The 21,459-nt window shown below is 45.6% G+C and carries 24 protein-coding genes; 15 read left to right on the top strand and 9 right to left on the bottom strand.

The genetic code is table 11. From position 1 onward, the window contains the following. Window positions 1-94 precede the first annotated feature (94 nt). The 4 genes from QW597_06260 to QW597_06245 all read right to left on the bottom strand — a co-directional run bounded on the left by QW597_06260 (window position 95) and on the right by QW597_06245 (window position 4,618). Complete coding sequence (locus tag QW597_06260) at window positions 95-1,513, bottom strand: MFS transporter (GenBank protein MEM0156182.1); 1,419 nt, start codon at window positions 1,511-1,513, stop codon at window positions 95-97. Window positions 1,514-1,699: 186 nt separating this feature from the next. Then, window positions 1,700-2,845 carry a M20 family metallopeptidase gene (locus QW597_06255; protein MEM0156181.1) on the bottom strand — a complete coding sequence of 382 codons (1,146 nt, stop codon included), beginning with the start codon at window positions 2,843-2,845 and terminating at the stop codon, window positions 1,700-1,702. After that, the gene (gene menC / locus QW597_06250; GenBank protein ID MEM0156180.1) at window positions 2,835-3,932 is read right to left on the bottom strand and encodes an o-succinylbenzoate synthase; all 1,098 of its coding nucleotides are present in this window, start codon (window positions 3,930-3,932) and stop codon (window positions 2,835-2,837) included. The genes QW597_06255 and menC overlap by 11 nt, the downstream gene beginning before the upstream one ends. A 77-nt stretch (window positions 3,933-4,009) precedes the next feature. Beyond that, the gene (locus QW597_06245) at window positions 4,010-4,618 is read right to left on the bottom strand and encodes a helix-turn-helix domain-containing protein (GenBank protein MEM0156179.1); all 609 of its coding nucleotides are present in this window, start codon (window positions 4,616-4,618) and stop codon (window positions 4,010-4,012) included. A gap of 369 nt (window positions 4,619-4,987) precedes the next feature. Between QW597_06245 and QW597_06240 the strand changes: the two genes are divergently transcribed. The 15 genes from QW597_06240 to QW597_06170 all read left to right on the top strand — a co-directional run bounded on the left by QW597_06240 (window position 4,988) and on the right by QW597_06170 (window position 16,282). Continuing rightward, a complete protein-coding gene (locus tag QW597_06240; protein ID MEM0156178.1) occupies window positions 4,988-5,338 on the top strand; it encodes a TusE/DsrC/DsvC family sulfur relay protein in 351 nt (116 codons plus the stop codon). Further along, window positions 5,339-5,638 (top strand): hypothetical protein, encoded by a 300-nt coding sequence (locus tag QW597_06235; protein MEM0156177.1) that lies wholly within the window; start codon window positions 5,339-5,341, stop codon window positions 5,636-5,638. It abuts the gene before it with no gap. Then, window positions 5,638-6,819 (top strand): hypothetical protein, encoded by a 1,182-nt coding sequence (locus QW597_06230; GenBank protein ID MEM0156176.1) that lies wholly within the window; start codon window positions 5,638-5,640, stop codon window positions 6,817-6,819. Before QW597_06235 ends, QW597_06230 begins: the two co-directional genes overlap by 1 nt. Further along, window positions 6,816-7,889: a hypothetical protein gene (locus tag QW597_06225; GenBank protein MEM0156175.1), complete on the top strand. Its 1,074-nt coding sequence runs from the start codon at window positions 6,816-6,818 to the stop codon at window positions 7,887-7,889. The genes QW597_06230 and QW597_06225 overlap by 4 nt, the downstream gene beginning before the upstream one ends. Before the next feature lie 33 nt (window positions 7,890-7,922). Further along, the gene (locus QW597_06220; GenBank protein MEM0156174.1) at window positions 7,923-8,684 is read left to right on the top strand and encodes a respiratory nitrate reductase subunit gamma; all 762 of its coding nucleotides are present in this window, start codon (window positions 7,923-7,925) and stop codon (window positions 8,682-8,684) included. After that, a complete protein-coding gene (locus QW597_06215; GenBank protein ID MEM0156173.1) occupies window positions 8,681-10,066 on the top strand; it encodes a (Fe-S)-binding protein in 1,386 nt (461 codons plus the stop codon). Before QW597_06220 ends, QW597_06215 begins: the two co-directional genes overlap by 4 nt. A gap of 3 nt (window positions 10,067-10,069) precedes the next feature. Continuing rightward, window positions 10,070-10,447: a hypothetical protein gene (locus QW597_06210; GenBank protein ID MEM0156172.1), complete on the top strand. Its 378-nt coding sequence runs from the start codon at window positions 10,070-10,072 to the stop codon at window positions 10,445-10,447. Window positions 10,448-10,452: 5 nt separating this feature from the next. Beyond that, entirely contained in the window at window positions 10,453-11,223 is a 771-nt protein-coding gene (gene cobA / locus QW597_06205; protein MEM0156171.1) for a uroporphyrinogen-III C-methyltransferase, read from the top strand. A gap of 64 nt (window positions 11,224-11,287) precedes the next feature. After that, window positions 11,288-11,974, top strand: a complete 687-nt coding sequence (locus QW597_06200) for a bifunctional precorrin-2 dehydrogenase/sirohydrochlorin ferrochelatase (protein ID MEM0156170.1) — start codon at window positions 11,288-11,290, stop codon at window positions 11,972-11,974. A 207-nt stretch (window positions 11,975-12,181) separates the two neighbouring features. After that, entirely contained in the window at window positions 12,182-12,844 is a 663-nt protein-coding gene (locus QW597_06195; protein MEM0156169.1) for a GPR1/FUN34/YaaH family transporter, read from the top strand. Between the two features lie 212 nt (window positions 12,845-13,056). Beyond that, the gene (locus QW597_06190; GenBank protein ID MEM0156168.1) at window positions 13,057-13,221 is read left to right on the top strand and encodes a hypothetical protein; all 165 of its coding nucleotides are present in this window, start codon (window positions 13,057-13,059) and stop codon (window positions 13,219-13,221) included. Window positions 13,222-13,318: 97 nt separating this feature from the next. Beyond that, entirely contained in the window at window positions 13,319-14,119 is an 801-nt protein-coding gene (locus QW597_06185) for a hypothetical protein (protein MEM0156167.1), read from the top strand. Between the two features lie 72 nt (window positions 14,120-14,191). Continuing rightward, window positions 14,192-15,394: an MFS transporter gene (locus QW597_06180; protein MEM0156166.1), complete on the top strand. Its 1,203-nt coding sequence runs from the start codon at window positions 14,192-14,194 to the stop codon at window positions 15,392-15,394. Window positions 15,395-15,438: 44 nt separating this feature from the next. Beyond that, a complete protein-coding gene (locus tag QW597_06175) occupies window positions 15,439-15,789 on the top strand; it encodes a hypothetical protein (protein ID MEM0156165.1) in 351 nt (116 codons plus the stop codon). A 61-nt stretch (window positions 15,790-15,850) separates the two neighbouring features. Beyond that, a complete protein-coding gene (locus tag QW597_06170) occupies window positions 15,851-16,282 on the top strand; it encodes a hypothetical protein (protein MEM0156164.1) in 432 nt (143 codons plus the stop codon). Window positions 16,283-16,363: 81 nt separating this feature from the next. On the opposite strand, the gene lipB is transcribed toward QW597_06170, so the two are convergent. From lipB to QW597_06145, 5 genes are all read right to left on the bottom strand, one after another. Continuing rightward, window positions 16,364-17,032 (bottom strand): lipoyl(octanoyl) transferase LipB, encoded by a 669-nt coding sequence (gene lipB / locus QW597_06165; protein ID MEM0156163.1) that lies wholly within the window; start codon window positions 17,030-17,032, stop codon window positions 16,364-16,366. Then, entirely contained in the window at window positions 16,998-18,317 is a 1,320-nt protein-coding gene (gene lpdA, locus QW597_06160; protein MEM0156162.1) for a dihydrolipoyl dehydrogenase, read from the bottom strand. The genes lipB and lpdA overlap by 35 nt, the downstream gene beginning before the upstream one ends. A 12-nt stretch (window positions 18,318-18,329) precedes the next feature. Further along, window positions 18,330-19,487, bottom strand: coding sequence for a dihydrolipoamide acetyltransferase family protein (locus tag QW597_06155; GenBank protein MEM0156161.1), 1,158 nt, complete (start codon window positions 19,485-19,487; stop codon window positions 18,330-18,332). A 4-nt stretch (window positions 19,488-19,491) separates the two neighbouring features. Continuing rightward, window positions 19,492-20,460: an alpha-ketoacid dehydrogenase subunit beta gene (locus QW597_06150; GenBank protein ID MEM0156160.1), complete on the bottom strand. Its 969-nt coding sequence runs from the start codon at window positions 20,458-20,460 to the stop codon at window positions 19,492-19,494. Further along, window positions 20,457-21,459: thiamine pyrophosphate-dependent dehydrogenase E1 component subunit alpha (locus QW597_06145; GenBank protein MEM0156159.1), on the bottom strand; the 1,003-nt coding region annotated here is incomplete at its 5' end. The genes QW597_06150 and QW597_06145, both read right to left, overlap by 4 nt.

Here is a 21,459-nt window from a genome sequence, read left to right as displayed (position 1 = left end):
GTCTAAAAAGCCTTAAACATAAAAAAGCCAAAAAGTATACTGGATATTACGTTGTACAAAAATAAAAAAAGATGATTTTTAAAAAATTATGGAATTATACTGCTATTTCTTCGACATATTTCTGAGTAGAATTAGGAAGAAGGAACAATATTATGGTAACTATTACTATGAATACCCATACAACCGAGAATATTCCGAGTGCATTTTTTGATCCGATGTATGCAGCGATGAACAGGACTATGATTGTAGTGGAAATTCTGCTTATTGAGTAAACAAAGCCGGCTGCTGTCGTTCTCACCCTCGTCGGGAAAATCTCTGCGTTATACTGATGGTAAAAGTTTGAGAAATTCCAGAGCATGAATGCTGTTATGAACCCTAGTATAACGGCCTCCGTAAGTCCGCTACCCACTGCAAACAGTGTTCCAAAAATGCCGCCAAGGATAGCGAACAGTATTACACCGAATCTCCTCTCTATTTTATCAATTATAAACACATTGAAAATACTTCCCACCAAGAAGCCACTGTATATGACTGCTGCATAACCGAGGACATCGTACGAAGGAAGCGTAACCTTGCTTACGAGCAGCCCTGGCGCGAATGTGACGAACCCATAGAATATTCCAGACTGGAAGAACATAAATATAGCCATCAAAATTGTAGTCTTCCTGACGTCTTTGGCAAAGATGTCCTTGTAGGCGGAGATCTTAACTGGTGCTTCTAATTTGTCTGTAACGGGAGGTAGTTCTTTAAGTCCGGTATCCCTCTTGACCTCGACTTCTATGTCATCCATTTCTTTCATTGCTTCATTCATTTTACCATGGGTGGCCAGCCATCTCGGAGATTCCTTCAGACGGAACCTTATTAACCAAACCAGTATACCGGCGACTCCCATGAACCAGAGAGGTATCCTGAACGAGTAATACCCAACAGGTGCAACATAGCCGGGCATACCAGGAATTCCTACCCCACCAATTAGTGGACCTATGCTTTTGGTGAGATAAGTTATAAAAACAATCAGTGGTGCAGCAGTTACAGCTATGGTGTATATAAGTGCCAGCCACGCTCCTCTTTTCTTCCTGACAAACATCTCTGTTCCGTAGCTATCGACCAGAGGAAATTCTCCGCCAACTCCAATACCCCCAATCAGGACAAATATACCGATCAACTGCCACGAGTTCATGAAACCGGCTATTATCATGCCAATTCCGAAAACGAGCTGATTGGTCAGAAATACTGCTCTTCGTCCTCTCGTATCAGCGATCCTTCCAAAGAGAATCGACCCGATAAATTCACCTGCGAAAAAGAAAGCAGGAATTCCATAGGCCGACAGGTCTCCAGTTATTCCATAGGCGACTGCTACCAGCGTGAGAATTGCTCCATTTCCAAGAAGCATCAGGCTCTCAGCCCATTCTCCGCTTGCGAGCATCAATGCAAACTTAGTGTGGAAATTGCTATAAGGCAACCTCTCAAGCCTGCCCGCTATGTTTTCTTGATCGTTTGTGCTTTCAGCCATAGAAATTTATAAACGGTTAACGTATTTTAAGGAGGATTCTAACAGGTTAGATTTTGCCGTACGCAACGCTGGTTTCAACTCCAGAGAGCATTTCGTCGTTCAACGAAAAATCTGACCCTGCCCTTCGTGAAAGACAGTCAGTTTTTTCCCGATGATCAAAGCGACCATAGAATATGTGGCCTATTTTCAATCACAATACTTCATAAGGATATGAGTCAATAGGGCAGTCCTTAAAGGAATGGAAGACATAACCACAAACTCCGTGTCGGAATGCGCCCCCGAACCTACTGCTCCCAACCCATCTATAACAGGAAGCCCAAACTGCGATATTATGTTCCCGTCGCTGCCTCCCCCCACCGATACGTCCTCTATCTTTATGCCAATGTCATTACCTATCTTCTTTATCTCTTCAAGCACAACTGCGGTGCGTTCGTTCTTGACCATCGGTAAGCGGTTGATTCCTCCAGCCACATTGATCCTGGCTTCGATGTTCTGCGGCCTCATAGATTGTATACTCTCGTCAATTCTCTTAGCTTCATCAAGGTCAGTTACCCTTACATCCACAGTTATTGTAGCCATATCTGGAACTACATTTGCAGCTGTCCCACCAGAGATTGTTCCAACATTGATCGTCGTTCCCTTGGAGATGTCCTGTAGCTCACTTAGCCTTTCTGCTATATGCACAATCTCCCATATGGCGCTTATACCGTCTTCCGGATGTAATCCAGCGTGAGCTGCCCTGCCCTTTACCGTGATGTTGTATGTACCCACACCCTTCCTGCCAGTTTTCAGTTTTCCACTTTCACTTGGCTCAAGCACAAACCCAAGACTGGCATTTTTGCCGGCTTCTTCAATTAGTTTCCTCGAATAGAGACTCCCTGTTTCTTCATCTGGAGTTATAAGGAATAGAATCCGTTGATCGCAATGTGCGTGTTCCCGCAGGAATTTTATTGACCATATCCCCTGAACAAGACCTGTTTTCATGTCAAAAACACCGGGTCCCTCGATCATGTCATCCGAAACGCGGAATGGCCTTCTCTTCAGGGTGCCCTCCGGAAATACGGTATCGAAATGGCCCAGGATAAGGATACTTTTCCCGCCTTTTCGACCGATGGATAGGCTTAAAGCCCGAGTTCCATCTTCAAGTTCTAAGATGTCTGGTTTGATACCGGTTCTCTTTCCTATGACTTCTAAAATCACTTTTGCACAGGCATTTAGCAATGCAACGTTCCCAGACGGGCTTTCACATTCTGTTAGCCGTTTCAGATCAGAAATCATCTCATCTTTGTTGTCCACAAAGTATTTCACTAATACATTGCCGTTACCACTCAAAGATGGTGCCCTCCTCTATTGTGTAAGACACAAATGCGTCCATGTCAAGATCGTATCCAGCCCCTGAAAGAGAAGAGGGGGTTACTTTTCCATGTTCCATCATAAATGGATTCCTGACAATATCCCTGTGAAAATATCTCGAATTTGGGGATGTATCCCCAGGGTAATCTACCAATGCTGATGATGCGAGGCTTATGTTGAAAGAACGCCCTATTCCGGTTTCAAGCATGCCTCCAATCCATATGTGTGCCTTGAATTCTCTCGCTATTTTTGCGATTTTTAGGGAATTCGAGAAACCCCCAACCCTCCCTGGCTTGATGTTTATGACACTGCATGCACCTATCTCCAGCGCTTTTCTTGCCTTTTCGGGAGATGTAATGGATTCATCCAGGCATATGGGTGTGCTGATGTCTTTTGCAAGTCTACTGTGATAAATAAGGTCATCATGATCGAATGGCTGCTCAATGTATTCCATATTGAATTTATCGAGTTTCTTGAGCAGATCAGCGTCCTTAGTGCTATAATCTGAGTTAGCGTCTGCAGTCAACCGAACATCCGGGAATGAGTCCCTGACAGCTGATAGGATTTCCATTTCCCTTCCCCTCTTAATTTTGACCTTTATCCTTCTATAACCCGAATTTACTGCGTTTCTGACCTTGTCCAAAAGCCCTGGTATTGTTTCCATACCTATAGATATACCCACTTCGGCATATCCCTTGTTTTCCCCAAGCATGCTGTGCAGAGGTATCCCGGACATCCTGGCAGAATGATCCCAGAGAAGCATTTCCAGGGCTCCTTTAGCCATGTTGTGACCTTTGATAACTGCAGCTCCATCAATAAAGTCCTGCGGGGTTTCCGCATTCTTCAGGATCTTTCCCAGGTAATTCTTTATTATATAAAGGGCAGTGGAATTTGATTCATAGCTGTAGAACGGATCAACATCGGTTACGCATTCGGAATAACTTGTTATCCCGTCCTTTTCCATTCTGAATATAATCGGCACCCTTTCAGTCTGCCTCCCAAAACTTGTCTCAAAGGGATAGATCATGGGCATCCTCAGAATACGGTATGTCACCCTACCTTTCATGTTCACCCAATACATATTCCACAATATTAATTATTCACCGAAATTCTTGCAAAATACTTTCCTTAAGATAGAAAGAGTTACTTTTTATTTTCCATATAGTATACAACTGCTTTCTTTGTTCCGCGGCGAATAGTCTCCGATAGCGATGAAGGAGATATTCCTATATCCTTTGCAATTGCCGTGAGGGAGGTCCTGTTCTCGCAATCGAAGAAGTGCCTCTGAAGTGCCGTGGAGACCATTTCTCTCTCCTTATCTGTCATATCTTTAGGCTGGAATGGCCTTTCGCTGAGAATTGTATAGTCTATTCCAGATCTTTTCATCTTTGATTTGAAAAACCTGACGTCTCCCCTGGATGGTATAACGAGGTGCACCTGTATCCTGTTCTCGGTTAGTGGAATGACCCGCAGTACCTTAACAAAAGGAAACTTTGAGATAAATGAGCAAAATGTGCAGCTTGATCCTTCTACCCATATTTCTCCTCTTCTGGCGGTTCTAACCTTCATCCCGTTATAGGACATATCCCTGATGATTTCATGGCAATCTTTTGACTTTATAGAAACCAGTGTTCTATCTGAATGCACAGAAAGCTGTTCAACAGAACACTCGTGGCCGTGAATAGCCTTGAGGATTTCGCAGTCGTTTCTTTGAATGTCCAAAACTATTTCTGTTGAACATTTAGATGCCATGATAATTTTTAGATCGGTGTCTGGCTTATTACAATGATACCTAACGTATGCGGTAATATAGGATGGTACTTACTTTCCTGAGTTTAACCCCCTTTTTATCACCTAAGTCACAAATGAAAGCAGGCAGTAGCTATTAAGGTGTTCTGCTTATACCGATTCGCACATAGATCCTGAATGTCCTTGTATCTGTATTTAAATAATGAGATGTAGGAAAAAATTGCAATTTATACGAAATTCATGGAACCGAGTGAAAACCGGTGTTGAAGCCTACTGAAATGTGAAAAGATTGTTATTTTGCAGGAAATACCTCATGGATAAGGCAACCTCCTTATTTCCACGCTCCCGATTTATAAAATGGGTGTGCGAAAAATGGAATCCAACGAAAGCAAACGCTATGTTTCCGTTAAATCAGCAGACGGATCAGAGAAGAAAATTGAGATCGATGAAGATGGCTTTCTTGTGAACCCGGAGGACTGGTGTCCGGAATTTGCGGTTGCCATTGCTCCAGATGAAGCCGTCAGTCAGCTTACCGATGAGCACTGGAAGATAATAAACTATCTGAGGGGATACTACAGAGAATTCGACAGTTGCCCGCCGATCAGGATGCTAGTAAAGAACACTGGAACAGAACTGAAGAAGATCTATTCTCTCTTCCCAACAGGACCAGCTAAAGGAGCATGCCGGCTTGCTGGTGCACCAAAACCAACGGGGTGTGTTTAAGTGATTTACCTGACCTGCCCAAAATGCGGATACGCAATTGATATATTGTCTGAGGAGGAACTTAACAACCCGGTAAAGGCTAAGCGACTAAAATATCTTACAACAAGGGATCAAGTATGCCCTAACTGCGTGAATACCATTGGAAGGTGCGAGAGAATAGATGCGAAGGAGGAGGATACCCCACTGATGCGGGTAACGATTCAAGGCCAGGAGAAAGCCAAGTTTGCCGAGTTTTGCAGGGATCATGGTTATGCGGTGGCTACAGAGTACGCGCTGAATCAGTTCAAAGAGGTGAAGTGATGTCTGAAGTTTTGCCAGAAGTGAAAGAAGGAAGAAAAATACTAGAAGAGATAAAGAAGGGAGATTGGCCTAATTATATAAAAGAAGCCGAGAAGACGAGATACCCAGTTGATCTGTACGCAGCATCCCTGTATCTCAAGAGAGACCTTTTTACAACGGGGGGATACGTTTCAGTACCAGGAGCGCCCACGGGGATCCTAATGAGAGTTTCCAGCAGGCAGGATATAGGAGAAAGTACAAATGTTGTTAGGGTTCTCATACCTTCGGGGAATTTTGTCACTTCGGATATGCTGGATGGATACTGTGACTTTGCGGACAAATATGGTGTCGGAATGATTCATGCCCTCAGCACGGGCGAGGATATCGAGATTCCTGGCATACCCAAGGAAAGGATCAAAGATTTCTTCGTAGATTTCAGGAAAGCTGGTTTCGAGATCGGATCGACGGGTGATGCCTTCAGGAACACGACCACATGTGTTGGGTCAGCACTGTGTGAATACGCCAGATTTGACACCATGAAGGCCAGGGACGATTTCTATGAAAGATTCAACGATTACGCCAAATATCCTACATTCCCGCACAAAGTCAAGCTGAAGATATCCGGTTGTCCACTGGATTGTGCCAGGGCAACCCAGAAAGGTGACATAGCTCTGGTTGGATCCTGGGAAGGTGCACCAGAGGTGCGTGAGGAATACCTGAAAAAGCTGAGCAAGGAAGAAATTGACGACGTTGTACATTCGTGCCCTACGCTCGCAATAAGGGCGACAAAAACAGGCGTTGAGATAAAAGGTGAGGATTGCATACAGTGCATGGAATGCGTTAAAAAAGGACATGGAGCATTTATGCCAGGAAAGAAAGCTAAACTCAATGTTTACGTGGGTGGAAAGCTCCGCGGGAAAAAAGGACCACTATCTGCGAAACTCCTCGATAGAGTGGATACAATGGATCAGGGTATGGACTACGTCCAGAAGATTGTTGACGTGTTCCAGGACCATGCTGCGAGGAAAGAGAGACTTGGCGATTTAATCTTCAGAATAGGCATGAAGGGTTTCCTGGATCTTATGGGAATGGAACCAAAACCCATGAACGTGAAAGATCTTAGGACAAACATATTCTACGGAGTATCAGAAGAGGAGAGGAAAGAGATACCGGAGAGCGTATCAAAGGAGGTAACATCATGACAGAGACAGTAATTGAGGGCCCACCGAGGCCATACACCAAATATATTCCCTCTTTTCTGCAGGATTCTGTAGGGAAGTGGATAATGCATGAAATAGTAGAACCGGGTATCATTGCTCACACTGACACCTCAGGAAAGAAAATATTTACCGTCAAGTCTCCCTCGACTCCCAACGGAAGATACAGTACTGAGACCATAAGAAAGTTATCTGCTATTGCGAGGAAGTACGGGGAGGGATCGATGCGATTTACGCAGGCCTATAGCATTGAGTTCATAGTGAAGGACCTTAAGACAGCAAAGAAAGTTAAGGAAGAAATGAACAGTATAGGCTTCCCGGTGGGTGGATGGGGAGGCCATCTCTGGAACATGACAAGCTGTGCTGGATTCTTCCACTGCGCCCTTGCGGCCGTTGATGCCCCATCGCTTCTACAGGCCATAGCGAATGATCTTTCAAAGTATTACAACGAAGAGGATCTGCCTGCCAAACTTGCCATAGGCGTTTCCGGTTGTCCCAGTTCGTGTGGAAATACCTTCCTCCCTGACATCTCCATAGGCGGAATACACACTGAAATACCTATTGTGACTGATGCTGCGAAGACATGCGATATGCAGGGGACGGCATTCTCGTGCCCGGTTGGGGCAATACAGCTCAAACCTCTCCCCGACGGGACAAGGACTCTTGAAATAAGGGAAAACCTCTGCATTGGATGCGGACTCTGTCTCGCTGCCTGCGGCGGGATCATCTTCAGGACACCTGAAAAAACAGATGGTCATGCATTGATGGTTGGAGGCAAGGCCGCGGCTTCCAGGCAGGGTACGACCCTTGGAAGGATCGTTGTGCCATTCCTGCCAAATGAAGTACCACATTATCCGAAGACTGTGGCTACGGTGAGGAAAATTGTCGAAACCTGGAAGAACGATGCGAAGAAGGGAGAGAGGATATCAGACTGGATTGAAAGGATAGGGTGGGAGAAATTCTTTGAGAGAACCGGTCTGCCGTTCTTCGAGCAGAGCCTCGAGTATCTTGATGTCAGGGGTATTACCACATTGAGAAACGGGAGCGGGAGGTAAACGCTCCCCATCCATTCTCTGGGGTGAACTCCTGTGTTGTCCATTGAATCATTATTGTTCATAGCAACTGCCTATCTTGCAGTATTGGTATTCATTGTCGGCGTTTTAGCAGTTCTCCTGAAATGGATATTCAGGCGGAAAGGGCCAAGTGGTACTTACCTTGGACTTCCATATCTATTTGTATATCCAGGGCAGGATACTAGACTGAAGGCCTTTGTAAACATCTTAAAGCGTATATTCCTCTTTTCCAGTATGAAGAGAGATCCTAAGGTCAGATATTCTTCACTTGCTTTTCATTGGAGTCTCTGGATTGTCATTGCCGCACACTCAGACCTCTTTCTTTATTCTTATTTTGAGGCAGCAGGGATCAGTCAGGCTACGCTTGAGACGATTGGAGACTACGCAGGGACATTCTTTGCCGTCGTCATGGTTGTCTTTGGTATTGTTCTTCTTTACAGACGTATTGAAGATAAGTACCTGCGGCACCTGAATACAGCATCGGATTATTTTGCAGTTTCCCTTATCGTTGCAATTGGAGTGACCGGAATATTGGAGAGATTCATGCTCCCAGGGAATTACGCTTATTCTGCTGTGTCTCCGTTTATAATGTCACTCGTAACATTCTCGCCAATCAATATTCCAACAGAGTTGCCTTTCCTTATTCACTTTTCTGCAACACTGGTTCTCTTCTTCTACTTCCCATTCAGCAAACTGATGCACCCGTTTTCCTTCTTTACCAATCCAACGATGTATTCTCTCCATCACACAGGGTTAAAGCAGGGTGAAGCAAGATGAAGCCAAAAATAAGGGACATTTTGCTTGAGAGCCCCAGTGGCAAAGCAGAAGACTGGCTGTCAAGGCAGAAGGACATAGAGTGGGCTGCCAAAACCGGAGAGCGCCACGCAAAGGAGAAGCAACTTAATGAAATATTCCTGAAGAAGGATGATAACCCAGAACATTTTGTGCAGAAGTTCATAGAAATGAGGGGTAACCGAGCATTTGCAAATTTCATGGAGAGCTGCACCCACTGCGGCATTTGTGTGGATAAATGCCAAATGTTCATAGCCACCGGCGACGTGAATAATACGCCAGTCGGTAGAGCAGAGCTTGCAAGGAAAATGTACAACAAGGGGAAGAGGCTAACACCCGACGCAGTTGATCTTGAGAAACTCTACAATTACTATTACCAGTGCACGGAATGCCGTAGATGTTCCTTTTTTTGTCCCCAGGGCATAGACCAATCGGAAATAACGAGAAACATAAGGGACATCCTGACACAAATGGGGCAAGTGCCTGATTACGTCGCAAGTACAGCAGCCCAGGTATATAAAACAGGCAACAACATGGGTCTCCACGATAAATTCCTTAAGGATGTTGGTTCGTTCATTGAGCAGGAAATTCTTGAAGAGACAGGCAAACAGATCAATGTCCCATTTGATAAGCCAAAGGCTGAAACACTCTTTATTCCATCATCGGCAGATCTGTTCACAAACACGGACACGCTGAAAGGTTACATCAAGGTGATGCATGTCCTCAAGAGAGATTATACGTTTTCCTCTTACACCACAGAAGTCGCCAACTTTGGTCTTTTCCTTTCTGAGAAACATCTCAGGGATTTCGGAAACCGAGTGGTGGAGGAGGCTGTGAGGAAGGGTTCAAAAACCGTTATCTGGGGAGAATGTGGCCATGGCTGGAGATCTGCGGATCAGTATGTAAGATACGAACTGGCCAAGAACGGGATTGAATTGAAGCACATTCACCAAGTGACTGATGATGCCCTAAGACGTGGACAGATAAAGGTGGACAAGAACAAGAATGATGATCTGTACAATTATCATGATCCCTGCAACTATGCGAGGGGCGGCAATCTTATCAATGAACCTAGGAGGGTTCTCAGTGCAGTAGTCAGGGAGACGGTGGAAGCCGAATACACCAAGGAGCAGACATTCTGTTGCGGTGCTGGAGGCGGGTTGCTTGCGGACGAGAAAGATTGGAATGAATACAGGGCCTGGGCAGGCTGGCCTGCTGTGTATTATGGCTGGAAGACAGGGGCGCACAACTTCGTGTCACCTTGTGCAATAGATAAGGCACAGTTCCCGCACGTAATAGGGTACCATAAGGTGGACATGGTGACCAAGGGGCTGATGGATCTGGTTGGATACGCAATTGAGGTGTGAAATATGAAGGTTGGGATTATACTTGGAACTAACGAGTTGTCTGGACTGATGTTTGCGTCAATAGAGGGTGGCATGAGAGCATCCATGGGCGATGAAGTGATTATTTTTGTGACCATGGAAGGATTAAAGGCTTTCATGAAAAAGCCAGAGATAAAGATCACAACGGCCAGTTCGAAACTCATAAGCCAAAAGGATCCGGAATGGACTAAAAATATCAAGGAAGGCAAGGATGACGGGTACCTGAATGTTTATGCCTGCTACTACGCATGCCAGATTTATGGCGTGGACAAGAAGGACATGGGTGACCTCATCAGCGACGTGTGGGGAGTTACTAAATTCGCAATTGAAACTGAGAACGCCCACATGATTTCAATATGGTGACGGGCATGCCAACTGGTAAGGTTTATTTTGTTGGTTCCGGCCCTGGTGACCCTGACCTTCTTACTGTCAGGGCACTGAGACTCTTGAAGTCATCTGACGTAGTGATATACGACAGCCTGGTTACCCAGGGCATACTAGATCTAATACCTGAAAGCGCGATCTGCGTGCCCATCCGAGGGACTCCACGCGCACACGGCCTGAAAATGCATGAAGTAGCAGACCTAATGATCAAGCATGCTCAGCGAGGAGATATGGTGGTGCGGCTCAAAAGCGGCGACCCTATTATCTTCGGAAGGCTGTGGGAGGAAACCGCCTTCCTCGAAGAGAAAAACATACCTTACGACATTGTGCCAGGCATAACTTCCGCCCTATACTCCGCTATGGTCTCTAGAACTCCGCTAACAGATCGCAGGTTTTCATCTTCCTTTGCAATTGTGACTGGACACGAGGCAATGGAGAATTCTACACACAGGGTAAATTGGGAAAAGCTTGCAGGTGCAGTAGATACTCTTGTGGTTCTAATGGGTGCAACTACCATCAAAGACTATGCTGTAAGGCTCCTGGATGCGGGTGCGAATCCTGAAGCAACGACCCGCATTATATTTAACGCCTCCAGAGATAATCAGGAAGTAATTGAAACGACTCTGGAAGAAGCTTCTAATGGAATTCAAAACGGGCACGGAGATCTTTGTGTCGTTATAATCAGCCTTAGCAGCGGTTTCGAGAATATGAAGACAAGATCCATTGAAGGGCGTCAGATAACCTTGCAGGATTAATCGCAACATATTACGGGAAAACGTTCTATCTTCGTTCTCTATACCTTCAATGCTGGTGTTACAGTTGGACTCAACCCCTGAGAGAGCAGAATATATTCCAATAATGCTGAACGTTTCAAAAGGGAAAGTCATAGTTATAGGGGGAGGCCAAGCTGCCCACAAGAAAGTAATAAACCTTATTCCGCACTGCAAATCGATTATTGCGATAGCTGATGAGTTCGATCCAGAATTCTCTGGACTCAGCATTGAGAAAGTGAAGTTGCATATTGTCCTCATCGATCAGATAAATGAATACCTTCGCAAGGAGAACATAATCATCATTGCTACAGATGACAGAAAACTGAATGACATGATATCCAGAGAGTGCTTAACCCGTGGTGTTCTGTTTAACCGTGTTGATGATAACCGGAGCCCTTTTATATTTCCAGCTTCGTTTCAGAAAGAGGGGATAGTTGTTTCCGTTTCCACTCTTGGGAAATCTCCATCGCTTTCAAGGTTTATAAGGGATAGGCTTGAAAAGGATGTTGCTCAATACGCCAAGGGATTTGATGTTATAAAGAGACTTCGTGCCGATATTCATGCTCCGGATTTACACACTAAGGCGCTTTTTTTCAACACACTTTTCCAGTCGAAAAAATTCTGGAAACTAATATCTGAATGCAGAGAAGCTGAAGCTTACGATTTAGGGAAAGAGGTATTTTCTGATATGACCCCTAAACAGGGCAGCAGCAAGAAGATCGAATCTTCCTAAACGAGATCTTTGTAAATAGTTTTGGCCTCCAAAAATTGAAAGGTGTTGTTATCTGCCGACGTTAGATTGGTAAAAAGGATTTGCGGTCCATTTGTTCAGGTGGCGTGTGCTACACTGTATCATCTATACCTGACCTGTGAGGAACTACTGTTATTAGTACATGATCTATATTTAATTTAAGGAGCCGTCTGGCTCTTAGGTGAAGCTATGGTAAATGACGTAAAGAAGGGGGACCCAACAGCTCTTGGTATTTTTGCGTATGGCTTTGGGTTAATGATACTGTCCTGTTATGGAGCGGGAATCTTTCCATGGGGAGAGCACCTTGCGCTGATGGCGCCAGCACTTGCTTTTAGTGGGTTGTTGCTTCTTGTGGCAGCAAACTGGGAATATAATAATGGCAACACGTTTGGCGCGACAGCGTTCGGAACTTACGCAGGCTTTTTCCTGACATTCGCAGTGTTGACATTCGGCTTGTTTTACGGCTTTATATCTGACGTACAGCACGCTCATCTGGTAGGAATGATGGCTTTTGCCTTTGTCCTGATGACATTCATATACATGATTGCGAGCCTAAAAATGACCCTCATGCACTTCCTGATGCTATTCTTCCTTTTCATAACTTTCATACTGTGGGCAATTCCACTGCTGAGCATGACCGCAAGCAGTACCACTCTCCTTGGAGCAATGCCAGGTGCAGTTGTGCCGGCCGGAGTCGTAGGCCTGATTGACGTAATCTTCACGACATATCTAGCTGGAGCTGCCGTGATCAACGACAGGTGGGTTCAGGCTGGCCAGGAGCCTATCCTTCCTCTGTTCCCATTCAGGAAAGGGAGCAAAAAAACAACGGAAGCACAGAAAACCCACGCATAAATTTTCAATTTTTTCTTTTTTTTATTTTTCTCTGATTCTGTTTTATACGTTGATTTCTCTTAGTCTATGAGCACCCATGATCCATATACAGAACGCCAGATAGAAATCTATTTCCAGTCTCCTACTTTTATGATCTGCCATCTGTTTTAGAAAGAATCTTAATCAATATCTAGAAACATTTAATATATCGTACTAATTGGGTTTTGTATCTCATGATCTGCCCAGCTTGCAAAACTGAATCTGACAGGAATCCCTACAAGGAGTGGTCGAGTGGGGAATTCAAAGTTTCGAAATACAAATGCCCAAGGTGCAGGGAAAAATTCACCCTGTACGTTTCGGAGGACGGATCCAGTTTTACTATTCCATTTGCCCTCTGAAAATGGCCGTGGTATCGTATAAGATTTAGCCGGCAATTTTTTGTTCGCACTTGTTCCTGAGGCACAAGATTTAATCAGACATTGATCATTTATGGGCATGCGCATAGCTGAAGTGCACGATCCTGATGCAGTGAAGGGGATTGTCCCCATTATAAAATCTGCCTGGGGATTCGAAAATCTCGATGGGCTCATAAAAGATATAGTCGTCGCAATGAAATTTCACGGCGGCGTAGTTATTGGAGCTTATGATGAAGACAAGCTAATAGGCATGAGTTTTGGATTCCCTGGGAGGAGGAAGAATTATGATTATTTCTATTCGCATATGACAGGAGTTTTGGAGGAGAGGAAATACTCTGGGATAGGGTATCAGCTTAAGATGTACCAGAAAGCGTGGGCGAAGAGGCAGGGGTACAACATGATTGCCTGGACCTACGATCCCCTCATGGCATTGAATGCAAGATTCAATATCCATAAGATTGGTGCCTTTGCCAGAACGTACCTACGGAATTTTTATGGCCAGATGGATGATAAAATAAATGTTGGAATGAGAACAGACAGGTTTGTCGCTGAGCTGTGGCTTGATTATCAGAGACCTGAGATTGAAGATAATGGAATAACGGCGCTTGACAGAACCGGCATTGTAAGCGAGGATATGCAGAGAATAGCCAGAGAAGAATCTACTGTCCGCGTACACATACCTGGTAACTTCAAAGCGATCAGAAACAACAGCATGGAGGAAGCAATGAGGTGGAGAGAATCAAGCGACAAGGTCATGAAATTTCTCTTCTCCCATGGCTTTGTAGCTGTTGATTTCAAGTCGGGCACAGACAATTTCTACCTGTTTACCAGAGACACGTTTCTTAATGGAATGATGAAGGAGAACGTATTTCAGCCGTGACCTTTTCATATCCAATACCCGACGACCTCACAGGTAAGAATAAAACTTAGGAGATCATGCTGTCGAACATAGATGTCGGTTTCCACTTACAGAAGAATAATGCCTCTGTTTCTGCAGATAATGATCCTCCAGCTTCTGGCCAACTTCACGAATAACTCCTATTCGCCACTCTCAGTTTTCATAAAGGGAACGTTTAGCCTCAACTCCTTTGAACTGGGCATTATAACCAGCGCCGTGTTTGCCGGTTCATTGCTGGCGGCCAATATTGGGGGATTTATGGTTGACAGGCTGGGTTCTAAAACAGCCTTGAGGATAAGTTTTTTCCTTCTTTCCACAGGATCATTGATTGCCCTTTCGGCGCATTCCTATTACACGGTTGTGGCTGGTTATTCGATCATAGGCTTTGGATATGGCATCGTAACGCCTGCAACTAACAGCGCGATCATTGAGCTTTATTATCCAAAACACACAGTACCCATGGGAGTGAAACAGGCTGGAGTTCCACTTGGAGCGTTAGCCGCAACCCTTGCGCTACCAGTGATTGCCATCGATTTATCCTTGAGGTACGCGTTTCTTGCGATGATGCTACTGGCGCTTGTTATTGCACTGGTAACCAGGGGATCTTGGGACAATAAGAAGCGTGCCCCTGTAAAGGTTCAGGTCGGAAAAACAATGCGTGAAGCTCTCCGGAACCGTAAACTAGTCGTCGTCAGCACTGTGGCGGTTTTTCTCTCGCTTGGGCAACAGGCCATATTTACCTTCCTTGTGGTATTCATGAAATTCAGGGGTTACGATGTGCTCTTCTCCGAGATACTTCTTGGCACAATGTTGATTGGTTCTACGATTGGGAGGATTGTTTGGCCCTTTCTGAGCCAGAGATTATTCGCCAGCAGACAGATTGATGTACTCCTCGTGATTGTAGTCCTTTCGGGAATCATGCTCATGTCAGTACCAGTTGATGCTTTTATATGGTATACAGCCCTTGCAGGTTCATTCTTCCTTGGATTCACGTCAGTTTCATGGAATTCAACATTCGTAACAATAGTATCCGAAGAAGCACCCCGGGAACATGTGGGCGTATATAGCGGGGTTTCGCTGACAATAATGTATCTCGGCGTGATCATTGGAATCCCACTCTACGGGTATATTATTGACGTTACAACGTACACAAATATGTGGATTATTGGAGGATCTCTAACGCTCATTGCCGCCATTCTGCTATCAACCTTCAGGGTGAAAACGCGCGGCAAAGAAAAAAAGATGCTGCAGAAATAGAGCGTATCCAATAATTTTTATCATTTATTGTTATAAAAGGAAAAGTGACCGAAACCGGTGAGGACTATTCAGATATTGTTATTTATTTTTCGAATCTGTTCATGCTAAAGAGAATCAGGGAGGTAAATATCGATAAATATTCCATATACTACACGTCCTGTGAGCTGTTTAAGGGAAAAGATATAGATGACGTCCGCGCCAAGGTTGAATTTCCAGAACCCGCTGATATTGACAGGATCAGGAGTATCAGCTTTCAGGTAAAGGGCATCTCTTCTGGTAAGACCACGGATGTTAAGATATCCTGGGATTCTGTCGAAATGATTCCCACGCCTGAGGAAAAAGATGCAGAGCAATTCATGGATCAGCTTGACAGATCCACGTTCAGGTATTTCTGAAAACCTAGGAATGGGAACGTACAGAAAAGGTTTAAATACAATTCTTGAAATACAATTCTGTATGAATGATCCTAAGAGTCCCGGATATGCTGGAAGTGTAGCGGCTGGTACAGTGGCCGGGATCATTCTGGCGGGTGTGCTCGTAAATGCCAGCGTGCTTGCGATAGTTTTCGCAGGTTTAATTGCAGGACTCATTGCAAGAGGGACTCTTAGAGGGACAATAGCTGGTCTGGTTTCTGGGATAATAATGGCAATTGTGGTTATTATTTTCTCAATTCTCGGATCTACAGCGTTTGGTGCGTTCTCATCAATTAGCTCTTACTCTTCACTGGTTTCCAACGATCTTTCACTGATCTCCTATCTGGCGGGGCTCGCGAAAACGGCGATGTATGTGAGGATTTCTGTGTTTGGAATTGCTTTCTGTGCGCTTGGTGGCTTTGTTGGTGGTTCTCTTCTTCCACACTCCGTGGGCGTAGAAAGCGAGGAAGCTTAGATATAGGGTAATTTACATCTCACGATAGATCGGTTAACAGGGCAGCATTATCTCTGTCCTCCCGATCATGGCGAGCAGATCTCATGCATTCAACTTTCTTACCGCTTCTTCAAGGTCGTTTTTGTCAATGGCTATGAAATTTCCAAATCTGCTACCAAAGTTCTTCAGCAGTTCGCCGATCAATGAGTTTCTGTCCACAGGAACATAACCCATCACTCCGGGATCAAGGCCGCAAGGATTGACCTGTCTGAAACCTTCTAGAGGTTCATCAGTAAAGTTCAGCGAAAACCCGTGATAAGAAACGAACCCGTCGATTGCCATCCCGATGGAAGCAACCTTCTTATTCCCTTGCTTTATCCATATCCCTGGTTCGTCTCCAACATAGGGATCATACCCGAAACGAGCTATTGACTCCATTATTGCACTTTCAACTGCATGCACAAACTTCCGGACATCTCTCTTTCCGTCACTTTCAATATTGAAGATCAGGTATACCACAAGCTGGCCGGGCGAATGATAGGTTACGTCACCTCCCCTGTCAGTCGCGACTACGTTTACTTTTCCAAAATTTATAGGATTGGATTTCCTGCCTGTGGTAAACACAGGGGGATCATGCTCCAGGAATAGCATGATGTCCCCTATTTTGCCACCTTTCCTCAACTTTAACAGCTTGAGCTGCAATTCCAGGCATTCCTGGTATCCTATCCTGCCAAGATCAGTGTGCAGGTTTGAAGTGGAGAGGTTTTCCATAAGCGGCTTCCGCTGACTCCTTAACTCCCTCCGAAACAGTCGGATGTGGATGTATTGTCAACCCTATGTCCATTGCGTTGAGCCCAGATTCAACTGCCACGGAGATCTCGGATATTAATTCCGATGCATGCGGAGCCACTATTCCTGCTCCCGTAACTTTGCCACTGGGATCATAATAAATCCTGAAGCCTCCAGTGCTTGCATTCATGCTCAGGGACCTGCCGTTCGCGGCCACCGGGAAATATGTTTCAGCCGTGGATTTTGAACCAGTGTAAGCTATTTCCGGGTCAGAATAAATCACGTATGGCATGGCACGATAGTCCTCCTCCGCGTTTATACCACAGATGTTGTCCACAGCAATGTCTGCGTCATAATATGCCTTATGCGCCAGCATAGGCTGACCAGAGACATCACCAATGGCGTAAACGTTTGGAACGCTGGTTCTCTTTCTTTTATCAGTTTTTATGAAATTTCCATCCATGGCCAGGCCAAGTTTCTCCATACCAAAACCTTTGGTATTCGGCTTCCTGCCAACGGTCAGCATCACAACATCAGCTTCAATGACATCCCCGTTTTCTAGCGTAACTGAATATTTAGAGCCCTTCAGGACTGACTTGACCTTTGTTGCTGTGAGCACTTTTATTCCAAGTTCCCTGATCTTTCTCTCCACAGGTCTCACAAGGTCAGAATCGACACCAGGCAATATGGACGGCATCATTTCAATTACAGTAACGGCAGAACCCAGCTTTGCCATGGCCGTTCCAAGTTCTATTCCTATATAACCCCCACCTATGACCACAAGGTTCTGTGGTATGGATTGGATATCCAGCATTTCCCTGTTGTAGATAACGCCCTGAAAACTGTCGAATCTAACGGGGGACGATCCAGTAGCGATTATGAGATTCTCGGCCTCATAAACGATGCTACCCACGGATACATGATTCCTGTCTACAATCATTGCCTCTCCCTTAACGATTTCGACGGAATAATTCCTGCATAGAGTCTCCACTCCGCCTGTGAGCCTGTTAATCATGCCCCATTTCCATTCCTGCCACTGGGACATGTCAACCTTCACGTCTGCCTGCACACCCTTCATCCGTTTCAGGTAATCTATGGAGCTGGCCAGTTCTATAATGGCCTTGGATGGGATACAACCATAATTGAGGCATTCGCCTCCAATCTTGTCCTTTTCAATGAGTACAACCTTCTTACCTTTCTGGCCCAGTCTTATAGCTGCAGCATATCCACCTGGACCAGCACCAATTATTATTGCATCATACTTCATTCTCATCACCAGTTACTGCGAGAGTAATACCACGGGATTCTCGACGTAATCCTTAATGTCTTTAATAAATCTAGCAGCCTCTGCACCGTCTATTAGCCTGTGATCACATGAAAGCGACAGGAACATATTTTTTGCCTCGCCCGATGATATAATTCTGTGAACCCCAAGGATCGCGACCTCTGGATAATTAATGATGGGCGTGGACATTATGCCGCCTATTGATCCAACATTAGTCACCGTGAACGTTGATCCCTGCACTTCCTTAAGCTTGAGTTCATTCTTCCTGGCCCTCTCAGCAAGATCCTGGATCTCCGACGAAATCTGCACAAGACTCTTCCTGTCAGCGTCCCTGACGACGGCAACAGTCAGCCCGTCAGGCGTATCTATTGCAATCCCAATGTTGTATTCCTTCCTCAGGGTATAGTTCCTGTTTTCCTCGTTGTAAACTGCATTTAGATATGGATGCCTCTTCAACGCCGCAACCGCAGCTTTCACAAAGAACGGCGTGAATGAGACCGACAATCCATACTGCTTGAGATTTTCCCTCGCACCGAGAAGGGGCGAAACGTCAACCTGCTCCATCACAGTGAAATGAGGCATGATCTGCTTGGATTTTGTCATCTTATCGAAGATGATCCTCCTCAGGCCACGCATTTCAATGACCTGATCCCCGGGGGTCATCTCGATGATCCTTTCCGGTACCTTCTGTGCCGTGGATGGTGGGATCTCCCTTGCCATATCGAGATCTTCCAGCGTGATCCTTCCCCCAGGACCCGTTCCATGAAGTGACGCAAGATCAATACCTCTCTCCCTGGCCATTCTCCTGACTGCGGGAGAAGCCGTGGTTACCACAGGCGCAGCCTGCGGTTGGATTTCTGGTTGTTTCTCCTCGGTCTTGATCTCAGGTTTCTCTTCAATGATCTTCTCAGTGCCGGTTCCGTCATCGACCTGCAGCAAGACCGACCCTACCTGAACGACCTTTCCCTCTGGGTACATGATCTTCGTGACCTTCCCATCCACCGGAGACGGAATTTTAACTGTGACCTTGTCGGTCATGACCTCGACCATGTCCTGGTCTTTCCTTATGGCATCGCCCTCCGCTACATGCCACTTGACTATTTCCCCTTCTGTTACACCCTCTCCTATGTCCGGAAGCTTGAATGAATACATATGATCACCTGAACTCCATTACTTTCCTGATAGCTTTCATAATGCGCTGTTCATTTGGGATGTAATGATCTTCCATTCTATACGGAAATGGGATGTCTGGACCTGTTACCCGTATGATTGGCGCATAAAGGTATTCAATAGCCCTTTCCGAGATGAGTGCAGATATCTCAGCACCCATTCCCAGTGTTTTCGGGGCTTCATGGACTATCACTACTCTTCCCGTTTTCTTCACCGACGCAATTATTGAATCAATATCTAGTGGAAGAAGTGTCCTGAGGTCGATCACGTCAGCACTCAGCCCGTTCTTTTTCACAGTTGCAAGTACAGTCGGAACCATCGACCCGTATGTTATTATGGTTACGTCATCACCTTCAGCGGATCTGGCAGCTTCTCCTATTTTAACCCTAAAATCCTCCTCCGGGACGTCCATCTTTGTGGATCTATAAAGCCGCTTTGGTTCAAGGAAAATCACGGGATCATGGCTATCAAGAGACGAAAGGAGTAATCCCTTTGCATCATAGGGATTTGACGGCGTCACAACAACCAGGCCCGCAGTATGCACAAAATATGATTCCCCGCTCTGTGAGTGGTACAGTCCACCCCTGATCCCGCCGCCATAAGGGGTTCTGAGAACCAGAGGAACGGTGTATGAACCACCGGATCTGTAACGCATCTTGGCCATCTGGTTAACAATCTGATCAAATGCAGTGAAAATGAAATCCTGAAACTGGATTTCGGGAACGGCTTTTACCCCCATCATGGACATCCCAATGGACATCCCGACGATTCCCAGTTCCACAAGTGGAGTATCAATAACCCTTTCGCTGCCATATTTTGCCTGCAACCCCTCCGTAACCCTGAAAACTCCGCCATCTCTGCCAATGTCTTCCCCAAGGAGAATTATATTCTGATCCGCTGACATGGCATGATCAAGCGTCGAGTTGAGAGCCTGGACCATGTTCATGGTGCTCATATAATATCATCCTCTTCTTCTTTTTCAATCCAGTTCTTATCTGCGTATACATCCTCAAACATCGTTGACAGTTCAGGTCCCGGTACCTTCTCCTGCGTGTCAAACTTCTCCGTCACGACCCGGGATGCCTCCTCCCTGATCTTTGCAATAAGTGCATCGTTCAGGTATCCCATGGACTTCAGCTGATTCTCGGCCACGGTTATGGGGTCCTTCTCACTGCCCTCCTCAACATTTTCAGACCTGTACTTTCCAGGATCGTCAGAGGTTGAATGCGGGCCCATCCTGAAACTTATGGCATCTATGAGCGTCGGGCCATTTCCGGACCTTGCCCTCTCAACGGCCCCGGCCATTGCTCTGTATGTATCAATGAAATTATTCCCATCGACCTTGATCCCCTTCATTCCGTAGGCAGACGCTTTCTCAGATATCTCCACTTTCGTCTGCCTCTCCGTCGGCATGGATATTGCCCATCCGTTGTTCTCACAGACGAACACTACCGAGAGGTTGAAAACTGCCGCAAGATTCATTGCGGCATGGAAGTCCGGCGTTGATGTCGATCCGTCGCCAAATGTGGCCACTACTACCTTGCTTGCTTTCTGGTATCTCAGGGCATATGCAGCCCCAACGGCGAGGGGAAGATTTGTTGCCACTGGACTCTGCACGGACATGAAGTTGTACTGTTTTGCCTGGTAATGACTTGGCATCTGCCTTCCCTTGGACTCGTCCTGAGTGTTTCCCATAATCTGGTTCAGCAGAATCTCAAGTGGAACGCCACGATGTATCATGAGTGCCACGTCCCTGTAGTACTGAAATATGAGATCTTCCTGGTCAAGAGCCATTGATATGCCTACCTGTGTGGCTTCCTGGCCAATGGAAGGTGTATAAAACCCGATCCTTCCCTGCCTCTGCGCCGTTACGATTTTCTTGTCAAAGGTCCTTGAGAGCACCATTGCGGTATATGCCCTCACGTACATTTCTTTCTCGTTTTTTTCATTCACC

It is taken from the genome of Thermoplasmataceae archaeon, assembly GCA_038729425.1.
Lineage (GTDB): Archaea > Thermoplasmatota > Thermoplasmata > Thermoplasmatales > Thermoplasmataceae > B-DKE.
This window is presented reverse-complemented; position numbering and strand designations above follow the sequence as displayed.

Excerpts from the sequence above, each read along its gene's own strand:
- QW597_06190 (MEM0156168.1), top strand. The coding sequence starts at position 13,057 with ATGATCTGCCCAGCTTGCAAAACTGAATCTGACAGGAATCCCTACAAG.
- QW597_06260 (MEM0156182.1), bottom strand. The coding sequence starts at position 1,513 with ATGGCTGAAAGCACAAACGATCAAGAAAACATAGCGGGCAGGCTTGAG.
- QW597_06230 (MEM0156176.1), top strand. The coding sequence starts at position 5,638 with ATGTCTGAAGTTTTGCCAGAAGTGAAAGAAGGAAGAAAAATACTAGAA.
- cobA (MEM0156171.1), top strand. The coding sequence starts at position 10,453 with ATGCCAACTGGTAAGGTTTATTTTGTTGGTTCCGGCCCTGGTGACCCT.
- lipB (MEM0156163.1), bottom strand. The coding sequence starts at position 17,032 with ATGGAAAACCTCTCCACTTCAAACCTGCACACTGATCTTGGCAGGATA.
- QW597_06240 (MEM0156178.1), top strand. The coding sequence starts at position 4,988 with ATGGAATCCAACGAAAGCAAACGCTATGTTTCCGTTAAATCAGCAGAC.
- QW597_06150 (MEM0156160.1), bottom strand. The coding sequence starts at position 20,460 with ATGAGCACCATGAACATGGTCCAGGCTCTCAACTCGACGCTTGATCAT.
- menC (MEM0156180.1), bottom strand. The coding sequence starts at position 3,932 with ATGAAAGGTAGGGTGACATACCGTATTCTGAGGATGCCCATGATCTAT.
- lpdA (MEM0156162.1), bottom strand. The coding sequence starts at position 18,317 with ATGAAGTATGATGCAATAATAATTGGTGCTGGTCCAGGTGGATATGCT.
- QW597_06170 (MEM0156164.1), top strand. The coding sequence starts at position 15,851 with ATGAATGATCCTAAGAGTCCCGGATATGCTGGAAGTGTAGCGGCTGGT.
- QW597_06215 (MEM0156173.1), top strand. The coding sequence starts at position 8,681 with ATGAAGCCAAAAATAAGGGACATTTTGCTTGAGAGCCCCAGTGGCAAA.
- QW597_06180 (MEM0156166.1), top strand. The coding sequence starts at position 14,192 with ATGTCGGTTTCCACTTACAGAAGAATAATGCCTCTGTTTCTGCAGATA.
- QW597_06245 (MEM0156179.1), bottom strand. The coding sequence starts at position 4,618 with ATGGCATCTAAATGTTCAACAGAAATAGTTTTGGACATTCAAAGAAAC.
- QW597_06195 (MEM0156169.1), top strand. The coding sequence starts at position 12,182 with ATGGTAAATGACGTAAAGAAGGGGGACCCAACAGCTCTTGGTATTTTT.
- QW597_06210 (MEM0156172.1), top strand. The coding sequence starts at position 10,070 with ATGAAGGTTGGGATTATACTTGGAACTAACGAGTTGTCTGGACTGATG.
- QW597_06155 (MEM0156161.1), bottom strand. The coding sequence starts at position 19,487 with ATGTATTCATTCAAGCTTCCGGACATAGGAGAGGGTGTAACAGAAGGG.
- QW597_06225 (MEM0156175.1), top strand. The coding sequence starts at position 6,816 with ATGACAGAGACAGTAATTGAGGGCCCACCGAGGCCATACACCAAATAT.
- QW597_06185 (MEM0156167.1), top strand. The coding sequence starts at position 13,319 with ATGCGCATAGCTGAAGTGCACGATCCTGATGCAGTGAAGGGGATTGTC.